Here is an 8,898-nt window from a genome sequence, read left to right as displayed (position 1 = left end):
CTTGGCGAATGCGTCGGTTCCAGAAGTTTATGCGTGGCGGATTTCCGTTCCCAGCACCTTCAGACATTCGCGGATGAACGCAGCAAGCGCCGTCCAACCTTTGGCCGAAACCATTGTCCCGTCCACATAGGCCTCGGTCGGCGACAGGTCGATATAGGTGCCACCCGCCAGTGTCACCTCCGGCTCGCAGGCGCCGAGTGCCGCGACCTTCTTGCCGCGCACCACGCCGTCGACAGCGATCAGGATCTGCACGCCGTGGCAGATGGTGAAGATTGGCTTCTTGGCCTCGTGGAAATGGCGCACGATCGCCTGCACGCGCTTGTCGGTGCGGATGTATTCCGGGCCGCGGCCGCCCGCGCAGTAGACGGCATGATACTGATCGAGCTGCCTCTCGGCTTCCGAGAAAGTCTTGTTGATCAGCGCATAATGGCCGAGCTTTTCGGTGTAGGTCTGGTCGCCCTCGAAGTCGTGCAGCGAGGTCTTGATCAGATCTCCGGCGTTCTTGTCCGGGCATACCACGTGGATGGTGTGACCGACGGCTTCCATCGCTTGCTGATAGACAAAGATTTCGTATTCTTCGGTGAACTCACCGGTCAGCATCAGTATCTTTTTGCCTGGCATGGTTCTTCCTCTCAGTGTTTTGAGCTAGGCAAGGCGCAGACTGCGCCTGCCTTTCTGTGAAATCGGATAGGGTCAGAATGGCGAATCCGGAAAGTAATATTCCTTGGCGTTGGCCTGGGTGATCAACGGCGCGTCGAGCTTGACGGTGCCACGGACGGGTGCCTGGCCGATCAGGTTGGCGACTGTCATGTAGATCGCGGTCTTGATCATCGACGGCGGGTATGGCGTCTCGACCGGCGTCATGGCGTCGCCGTCGATCACTTTCTTGACGATGTCCTTCATGCCGTTGCCACCGAGCGCAAGCTTGATGTCGGTCCGCCCCGACTGCTTGACCGCCTCGAGCACGCCAAGCAGCATGTCGTCGTCATTGGCCCACACCGCATCGATATGCGGGTACTTGGCCAGATAGTCCTGCATCAGCTTGAAGGCTTCGTCGCTGTTCCAATGCGCGTACTGGATGTCGAGGACTTTCAGATCAGTGCCTTTGATCGTGTCCTGGAAGCCCTTGATGCGCTCGTCGTCGATGACGGTCGGAATGCCGCGCAACACAACGACGTCGCCCTTGCCGCCAAGCTTGTCGATCATGAACTTGGCGGTGTTGGTGCCAACCGCGATATTGTCGCCGGCGAGGTAGAGATCCTGGACGGAGGCGTCAGTCAGACCCCGATCGACGACGGTGATGAACGTGCCCATGTCCTTGATAGCGTTGACCGGCTGGGTCAGCTCTTCCGAGCTGTAAGGCAGGATCACCAGAGCATCCAGCTTGCGGCTGGCCGACAGGTCCTCAAGCGCGCTGACCTGCTCCGCCGCGGACGGCGACGTCTTCACGACCACTTCGACGTTCGGGAACGCGGCGTTGATTTCCTTGGCCGCCGCTTGTGCGTGGTAGACGATGCCCGCTGTCCAACCGTGGTCAGCGGCCGGTATCGACACCGCGATGACCTTCTTGTCTTGCGCCATGGCCTGGCCGGCCAGCAGCAGCGCGCCAAGTGTCGCTGCCGCAATCCATTTTCTACTGAACATTGTCTTCTCCCTTGGACCTACAAGAACGTTAATCCGCGTGGTCCGGACGCGGCGCTATTTCGAATTCGAAAACCGCTGGATGAGCATGGCGATGATGATGATGACGCCTTGAACAGCGGCAACGAGGTATTCGGAGACGAAGTCCGAGAGCACCATGAGATTGGCGATGAGTTCCAGGATGACGGCGCCGGCGACTGTCCCCCACACATGGCCCTTGCCGCCGCGCAATGCGGTGCCGCCAATCACCACGGCGGTGATGACCTGCAGTTCCCAAAGCTGTCCGGTTGTCGGCGTTGCGGCGCCCAGGCGCGGCACGTAGCAGATCGCGGCAATCGCCACACAGACACCCTGGACGATATAGGCCACGGTCCGTGTCCTGATCACCGAGATGCCGGAATAACGGGCGACATCCTCATTGGCGCCGACCGCCGCACATTTGCGCCCATATTTCATCTTGTAAAGGATGAAGGATGCGACCGCGGCGACTGCGACGGATATGAGGATTGGAACCGGGATCCCGCCGACCGTGCCGAAATAGACAGGCCGGTAGGCCTCGCGCAACGACCTGTCGATCGGTATCGTGCCGCCATCGGTCAGATAGGTTATCAGCGCCCGGAAAATCCCCATCGTGCCCAGCGTGGCGATAAACGGTTCGATCCTGCCGACCGTGACGATGAGCCCGTTGGCAAGCCCGCACAGGAGGCCGACCAGGATCGCAACCGCCATACCGGCGGGAATAGCCCAGATGCCGGCATGCGGCGCCACCGCGTTCATGAACATGATGGTGATGCCGGTGATGAAGGCGGCCATCGAGCCGACGGAAAGATCGAGCCCCCCCGACGAGATCACAAATGTCGCGCCGACCGCGATAATGGCGATGAAGGCGCTGCGGGTGATGACGTTGGCGAGGTTGGTGGCGGACAGGAAATCGGGGTTGATGAGGTAACCGGCCACCAGCAGAGCTGCCAGCGCAAGAAAAGGCCCGATATCGGTCCAACTGATGTTGAGATCGAGGGGGCGACGCCTGGGTGCGGATTCGCTCATGACAGCCATTTTGTGCCTCCCTTGGCTTTTGGCCCTGGCTTGGGGCCACTGGTCGCCAGTACCGCCACATTGCTTTCGGTCATTTCGGCGCCACTGACCTCGCCGGTGATGCGGCCTTCGCGCATCACCAGGATGCGGTCGCAGATGCCGATCAATTCCTGCATCTCCGAAGAGATGACGATGCAGGCCTTGCCCTTGGCCACAAGCTCCTGGATGAAGGCATAGATCTGCGCCTTGTTGGCGATGTCGATGCCACGCGTGGGCTCGTCGATAATGACCACCGAAGGATCGGTCAGCAGCACCTTCGCCAGCAGCAGCTTCTGCTGATTGCCCCCGGAAAGCTGGGCCGCTTTGGCGCCGAGGCTCTTCAGCCTGATGTCATATGTCTCCACGGCCTGTTCCAGGGCTTGCGCTTCGCGGCGCCGACCCATCGAGAGGCCGGGATGGAACACATCGAGCGCCGACAGCGTCAGGTTAGGCGCCAAGTGCTCTTGCAGCAGCAGTCCCTTGCCCTTGCGATCCTCGGTCAGGTAACCGACGCCGGCGTCGATCGCCGCGCGCGGCGATTGGAAATGGACCGACTTGCCCTCAAGTTCGATCTTGGCAACTGCCGGGCGCAAGCCGATAATGCCCTCGAAGAGTTCGGTTCGGCCTGCGCCGACCATACCGGCGAACCCCAGGATCTCGCCCTTGTGGACCGTGAACGACACGTCCTCCACATAGCCGGGAACGGAGGCGTTCCTCACGCTCAGCATCGGTACATCCGAAGGCGCTGCGGTTCTCTCAGGATAGAGCGCTGCCAGTTCGCGCCCGACCATCAGCCGCGCCATGTCCATCTGGCTCAGCGTCTTGCCGGGATAGGTGCCGACCATCTTGCCGTCGCGCAGAACGGTCACTTTGTCTGCGACCCGCTGCACCTCATCCAACCGGTGGCTGATATAGAGCACGGCGGTGCCGTGAGCCTTGAGTTGCAGGACGATCTCCAGCAGGCGCTCGACCTCGCCACCGGTCAGAACGGCGGTCGGCTCGTCGAAGATAACCACCTTGTGGTCGTCAAGCAGGGCGCGAGCGATCTGCACCATCTGCCGGTCTGCCAGCGAAACGTCGCGCACCAGTGCCCTTGGCGAGACCGCGCAGCCGATCTGCGCCAGTTTCTCGGTTGCCAGCCGGCGCATGGTGCGGTCATCCACGACATGGCCACGCGAAAGCTCTCGCCCAAGAAACAGATTGTCGGTGACCGTGAGCCCCTCGGCGAGCAGGATCTCCTGATGAACCAAAGCGATACCGGCATCCTGTGCTTGGGCAGGCTTGGCAAATTTCACCGCGTGTCCGTTCATCGACAACGTGCCGTGGCTTGGCTCGACATAGCCGGACAGCAGCCGCATCAACGTCGACTTGCCGGCACCGTTCTCGCCAATGATGGCATGGATCTCTCCCGGCAGGACGTCCAGGGTGACGTCCGACAGCACCGTCACTGGGCCGTATTGCTTGGACAATTCCTGGGCGCGCAGCACCGGTTCAAGCGAACCAGGCGCTTCGCTGGACAACGTGCTCCCGCCCTCCCCGGCGATATTCGCGGCAATGGACATCCGTTCCGACCTCAATCGAATGCCGGGAGCAGGCGATCGCGCGAGTGCTCGATATGGATGCGCATCGCCTTTTCGGCGGCATCGGGATCGGCCGAGCCGAACGCGGCAAGGATCGCCTCGTGTTCGTCAAGCGCCTCCTCGGTCACGCGTGCATGGAACATCAGGCGGAAGATGTGGAAGTGCGTGTGCTGGTGGCTCAACGTCTCACGGATGAGTTCGTTTTGAGAAAACTCCATGATCTTGTCGTGGAAGATCGCATCCTGTCTGGCGAAATTCGAATAGCGCACGCGATCATCCTTGCCTTCGCGGCGTGACATCACGCCGGCAGCTTCGAGCAACAGATCGAGCTTGGCGTCGTCCATCGTTGCGGCGGCCTTTGCGGCGCCATGCGGCTCGAGCAGCAGACGCATCTCGTATAATTCGTCGAAACGGCGCCGGGTGATCTGGGGCGCGGCACGATAACCGATCAGATGCGTCTTGAGCACCAGGCCTTCGCCTTCGAGCCGTCCGAGGGCTTCCCGGATCGGCGTGTGCGAGACGTTGAATTCCTTGACCAAGCTGTCGACTGTGATGCGCGAGCCGGGGGGGATCTTCAGCGCCATCAACTGCGCGAAGATGGCTTCATAGACATCTTCGACGAGACTGTTGGCGCGCTGGATGCGACCAGCTCCAATGCTGGCGTCGCTTGGGTCGGGTAAGTTTGCGGTCTGCATATTTTGCCTCTTGACAGTGAGGACTGCTAACACGATGGTTCCGCGGATGCAATCCTATATCCTATACGATTTTAAAGCGGATATCTTTTAAGTGCGAGAGACACACTCTTAAACCGTCCGATCCAGACCGAGTTCAATGCCTCCGTTTCCAGTCAGCAGCCGTCAAAGGAACAATCATGACCCTCTTCGCCGCCCTGCGGTTGCCGCGTGAAATCCTGTTCGGGAAGGGGCAACGCCATGTGCTGCCGACGGTCGCCGCCCGGTTCGGCCGACGCGCGCTGGTCTGCACCGACGAGCGTTTCGCGGGCACAACGGTATTCGCCGACATTATCAAGTCCCTTCAGTCAGCCTCGATCGAGGTCCTGGTGCATGATCGTGTTCTGCCCGACGTGCCACGCGATACGGTCGGCATCTGCGTCGAGGAAGCGAAGGGGTTCGGGCCGGATATGGTGATCGGCATCGGCGGCGGCAGCTGTCTCGATTTCGCCAAATGCGCCACCCTGCTGCTCAGCCATGGCGGCAAGCTCCAGGACTATTACGGGGAGTTCAAGGTGCCGGGTCAGACACTGCCGCTGATCGCCGTACCCACCACGGCCGGCACCGGCTCCGAGGTGACGCCGGTCGCGGTGATTTCCGACCCGGACCGGACGCTCAAGGTCGGCATATCGAGCCCTCACCTTATCGCCGCGGTCGCTCTGTGCGATCCCGAGCTGACAATGACCTGTCCGCCTGGCCTGACCGCGATCGCCGGCGCCGACGCTTTGACCCATGCGATTGAGGCCTTCACCGCCATGCGGCGCGGTGAAGATCCCAATCTGCCGCAACAGCATGTCTTCATCGGCAAGACTGCGCTGACAGACCATTTCGCGTTGCTCGCGATAAAGCTGCTTGGCCGGAGTCTGGAGAAAGCCTGCAGCGACGGCACGGATGCCGACGCGCGTGCCGATGTCATGATGGGCGCTCTGGCGGCGGGCTGCGCGTTCGGCACCGCCGGCACGGCGGCGGCGCATGCCGTGCAATACCCGGCAGGCGCCCTCACCCACACCGCCCATGGTTTGGGCGTGGCCACAATGATGCCTTACGTGATGACCTATAACAGCCGCGTCGCCGCTCACGAGATGGCAGAGATCGGCGCGGCACTTGGCTTGGAGGCCAAGGCGCGAACCGCCGACGCGATGGCAGCCGCCACGATCGAGGAGATCAGGCGATTGTTCGCGGCGATCGGTATTACGCCAACATTGGCGGATCTGGGCCTCCCTGCCGATAAGCTTGAGTGGACCGCCGAGCAAGCGCTCGGCATCGACCGCCTGATCAAGAACAATCCGCGTGCGTTCGATCTCGGCACGATGCGACGCCTCGTCCAGGCTGCCCATGACGGCGACCTCGCCGCCTGCGTTATGTGAGAAACGGAACAAAGCGATGAATTTGAACACTCAGCAACTCGACCAGGATGGCTATGACGTGCGCGGTTTTTCGCACGGACTCTACATCGACGGCACTTGGCGGTCGTCCTCCGACGGTCGGCTCATCGATGTCGTCGATCCCTCCTCCGGGGCGGTGATCGCGGCGGTTCCCGATGCGACGGTCGAGGACGCCACCGCCGCCGTCGAGGCGGCGGCCAAAGCAGCTAGGAGATGGCGGGAAACTGCGCCGCGCAAACGCTCGGAAATCCTTCGGCGCTGTTTCGAACTGATGGTCGAACGCTCCGAAACGCTCGCCATGCTGATCTCGCTGGAGAACGGCAAGGCGCTGCGCGACGCGCGCGGCGAAGTGGCTTATGCCGCCGAGTTCTTCCGCTGGAATGCCGAAGAGGCGGTCCGGATCACCGGTGAATTCGGCACCGCGCCATCCGGCACCAACCGGATCGTGGTCGATTATGAGCCGATCGGAATTTGCGTGCTGATCACACCGTGGAATTTTCCGGCCGCGATGGCGACCCGCAAGATCGCGCCGGCGCTGGCGGCAGGCTGCACTGTCGTCCTGAAGCCGGCCAGCGAAACACCACTGACGGCCTATGCGCTGGCGGCACTCTACAGCGAAGCCGGCGTGCCTGCCGGCGTCGTCAACGTGCTGACCACGACCAGTCCCGGGCCGCTGACTTCGGCCATGCTTGCCGATCCGCGGGTCAGGAAGCTGTCCTTCACGGGGTCGACGGGTGTCGGCCGAACCTTGCTCGGCGAGGCTTCAAAGCATGTCATTTCGTGTTCTATGGAACTCGGCGGCAATGCCCCGTTTGTCGTCTTCGACGATGCCGATCTCGACGCCGCCCTCGATGGCGCGATGATCGCCAAGATGCGCAACGCCGGCGAAGCCTGCACCGCCGCCAATCGCCTCTATGTGCAATCGGGAATCTATGATGCTTTTGCCGACGGGCTCCGCAAGCGCATGGCGGCACTTAAGGTGGGGGCGGGCCCGAATGCCGACACCGAGTGCGGGCCGATGATCACCAGAAAGGCTGTCGACAAGATCGATCGCCTGGTCAAGGACGCGGTGGGCCGGGGAGCCAAGGTGCTTTGCGGCGGGGCGATTTCGGAGGAAGAAGGATTCTTCTATCCGCCAACAGTGCTGTCCGAGGTGCCGCCGGATGCGGAGATGGCGCACGAGGAGATTTTCGGCCCGGTGGCACCTATCACACGCTTCGACACCGAGGCCCAGGCCATCGCCCATGCTAACAACACGGAATATGGCCTGGCCGCTTATATATACACACGCGATGTTGGGCGCGGCATGCGGGTGGCGTCGGGGATCGAGGCCGGCATGATCGGCCTCAACCGGGGACTGATGTCGGATCCGGCCGCACCATTCGGAGGCGTCAAGCAGAGCGGCCTTGGCCGCGAAGGCGGCCAGCACCACGGCATCGCCGAGTTCATGGAGGCTAAATATATTGCCGTCACCTTCTGAACCGGCAGTCATGTCAAAGGACCCTTTCCGCACGCGCGACCATGTGGCCGATTTTGACGATATCGTGGCCGACATAGTGACTCGCAGCGCCGAAACCCGGGCGACCCTGCCGATATCGGCGGGTATCGCCTATGGCGAGGGCGAGGCCGAAAGGTTGGACCTGTTCTTTCCGCCCGGTGTGCGCAGGGATCTTCCCGTGCACATCTTCATCCATGGTGGCTACTGGCGCATGTTCTCCAGAAGCGACTATTCTTATGTAGCGAACACAGTCACCAAAGCTGGGGCGATCGCGGTCATCGTCGATTATGCGCTGATGCCCGAATTCAGGATGGCGGCAATCGTCGACCAGATCCGGCGTGCCAAACAATGGGTGCTGGACAATATAGCCGCCCATGGCGGCGACCCTGCCCGGCTAAGCGTAAGTGGTCATTCGGCGGGTGCGCACCTGGCCACATTCCTGTTCGAAAAGGCGCCAATGCCGTCGCGCATACGTGCGGCGCTGCTGCTAGGCGGCCTTTACGACCTCAAGCCCCTTCAGACCTCCTTCCTCCAGCCGTTAATCGGCATCACCGATGAGGAGGCAGCTGCCTTCACCCCAATGACGCGGTGGCATGACCCGGAGACGGCAGCGACCATTCTCGTCGGAGATCAGGAAACGTCACCTTTTCACCAGCAGGCCGCCGACTTCGGAAAGCGCTTGCGCGCGCAGGGGCACCCTGTCAGCGACCTCCGCCTGAATGACCGAAACCACATGAACAGCGTGCGTGATCTGGGCATCAGCGGCACACAAGCTGGCGATTGCCTGATGGCGATGATCGATGGAAACGGCCTGTAGGACGGAAACCCAGGGAGAGCAGGGCCCGCTTGTGCCTTACTTGACATTCCCGTCACTCAGGAAAGTACCGTCACGGGGATCGCGGCACGCTGCCGGCATCGGGCTGAGCTTTGCGACAGGTGAAATCCGGCAGAGCACACAACCGACGATTCCTCATCCTCTTTTTCCACAC

The 8,898-nt window shown here is 61.7% G+C and carries 8 protein-coding genes; 3 read left to right on the top strand and 5 right to left on the bottom strand.

The window, feature by feature from the left end; genetic code table 11:
- Positions 1–27: 27 nt before the first annotated feature.
- The 5 genes from EN994_RS08275 to EN994_RS08255 all read right to left on the bottom strand — a co-directional run bounded on the left by EN994_RS08275 (position 28) and on the right by EN994_RS08255 (position 4,990).
- On the bottom strand, positions 28–621 hold the full coding sequence (locus EN994_RS08275; protein WP_013533129.1) for a DJ-1/PfpI family protein: 594 nt from the start codon (positions 619–621) through the stop codon (positions 28–30).
- A 72-nt stretch (positions 622–693) separates the two neighbouring features.
- Positions 694–1,644, bottom strand: a complete 951-nt coding sequence (locus EN994_RS08270; RefSeq protein ID WP_063167484.1) for a substrate-binding domain-containing protein — start codon at positions 1,642–1,644, stop codon at positions 694–696.
- A gap of 54 nt (positions 1,645–1,698) precedes the next feature.
- A complete protein-coding gene (locus tag EN994_RS08265) occupies positions 1,699–2,697 on the bottom strand; it encodes an ABC transporter permease (RefSeq protein WP_024502420.1) in 999 nt (332 codons plus the stop codon).
- Positions 2,685–4,277, bottom strand: coding sequence for a sugar ABC transporter ATP-binding protein (locus tag EN994_RS08260; RefSeq protein WP_063167483.1), 1,593 nt, complete (start codon positions 4,275–4,277; stop codon positions 2,685–2,687). Before EN994_RS08260 ends, EN994_RS08265 begins: the two co-directional genes overlap by 13 nt.
- An 11-nt stretch (positions 4,278–4,288) precedes the next feature.
- On the bottom strand, positions 4,289–4,990 hold the full coding sequence (locus tag EN994_RS08255; RefSeq protein ID WP_013533133.1) for a GntR family transcriptional regulator: 702 nt from the start codon (positions 4,988–4,990) through the stop codon (positions 4,289–4,291).
- A 176-nt stretch (positions 4,991–5,166) separates the two neighbouring features.
- Here EN994_RS08255 and EN994_RS08250 point away from each other — a divergent pair, with 176 nt between their 5' ends.
- Genes EN994_RS08250 through EN994_RS08240 form a run of 3 tightly spaced genes read left to right on the top strand, consistent with a single transcriptional unit; the run spans position 5,167 to position 8,726 of the window.
- The gene (locus EN994_RS08250) at positions 5,167–6,393 is read left to right on the top strand and encodes an iron-containing alcohol dehydrogenase (RefSeq protein ID WP_063167482.1); all 1,227 of its coding nucleotides are present in this window, start codon (positions 5,167–5,169) and stop codon (positions 6,391–6,393) included.
- A gap of 16 nt (positions 6,394–6,409) precedes the next feature.
- On the top strand, positions 6,410–7,891 hold the full coding sequence (locus tag EN994_RS08245) for an NAD-dependent succinate-semialdehyde dehydrogenase (RefSeq protein WP_063167481.1): 1,482 nt from the start codon (positions 6,410–6,412) through the stop codon (positions 7,889–7,891).
- Between the two features lie 10 nt (positions 7,892–7,901).
- On the top strand, positions 7,902–8,726 hold the full coding sequence (locus EN994_RS08240) for an alpha/beta hydrolase (RefSeq protein ID WP_024502416.1): 825 nt from the start codon (positions 7,902–7,904) through the stop codon (positions 8,724–8,726).
- Positions 8,727–8,898 lie beyond the last annotated feature (172 nt).

Source organism: Mesorhizobium sp. M7A.F.Ca.CA.002.09.1.1, from assembly GCF_003998555.1.
GTDB lineage: Bacteria > Pseudomonadota > Alphaproteobacteria > Rhizobiales > Rhizobiaceae > Mesorhizobium > Mesorhizobium ciceri.
The sequence above is the reverse complement of the archived record's forward strand: the minus strand, read 5'-3'. Positions and strand labels throughout refer to the sequence as shown.

Excerpts from the sequence above, each read along its gene's own strand:
- EN994_RS08275 (WP_013533129.1), bottom strand. The coding sequence starts at position 621 with ATGCCAGGCAAAAAGATACTGATGCTGACCGGTGAGTTCACCGAAGAA.
- EN994_RS08270 (WP_063167484.1), bottom strand. The coding sequence starts at position 1,644 with ATGTTCAGTAGAAAATGGATTGCGGCAGCGACACTTGGCGCGCTGCTG.
- EN994_RS08265 (WP_024502420.1), bottom strand. The coding sequence starts at position 2,697 with ATGGCTGTCATGAGCGAATCCGCACCCAGGCGTCGCCCCCTCGATCTC.
- EN994_RS08260 (WP_063167483.1), bottom strand. The coding sequence starts at position 4,277 with ATGTCCATTGCCGCGAATATCGCCGGGGAGGGCGGGAGCACGTTGTCC.
- EN994_RS08255 (WP_013533133.1), bottom strand. The coding sequence starts at position 4,990 with ATGCAGACCGCAAACTTACCCGACCCAAGCGACGCCAGCATTGGAGCT.
- EN994_RS08250 (WP_063167482.1), top strand. The coding sequence starts at position 5,167 with ATGACCCTCTTCGCCGCCCTGCGGTTGCCGCGTGAAATCCTGTTCGGG.
- EN994_RS08245 (WP_063167481.1), top strand. The coding sequence starts at position 6,410 with ATGAATTTGAACACTCAGCAACTCGACCAGGATGGCTATGACGTGCGC.
- EN994_RS08240 (WP_024502416.1), top strand. The coding sequence starts at position 7,902 with ATGTCAAAGGACCCTTTCCGCACGCGCGACCATGTGGCCGATTTTGAC.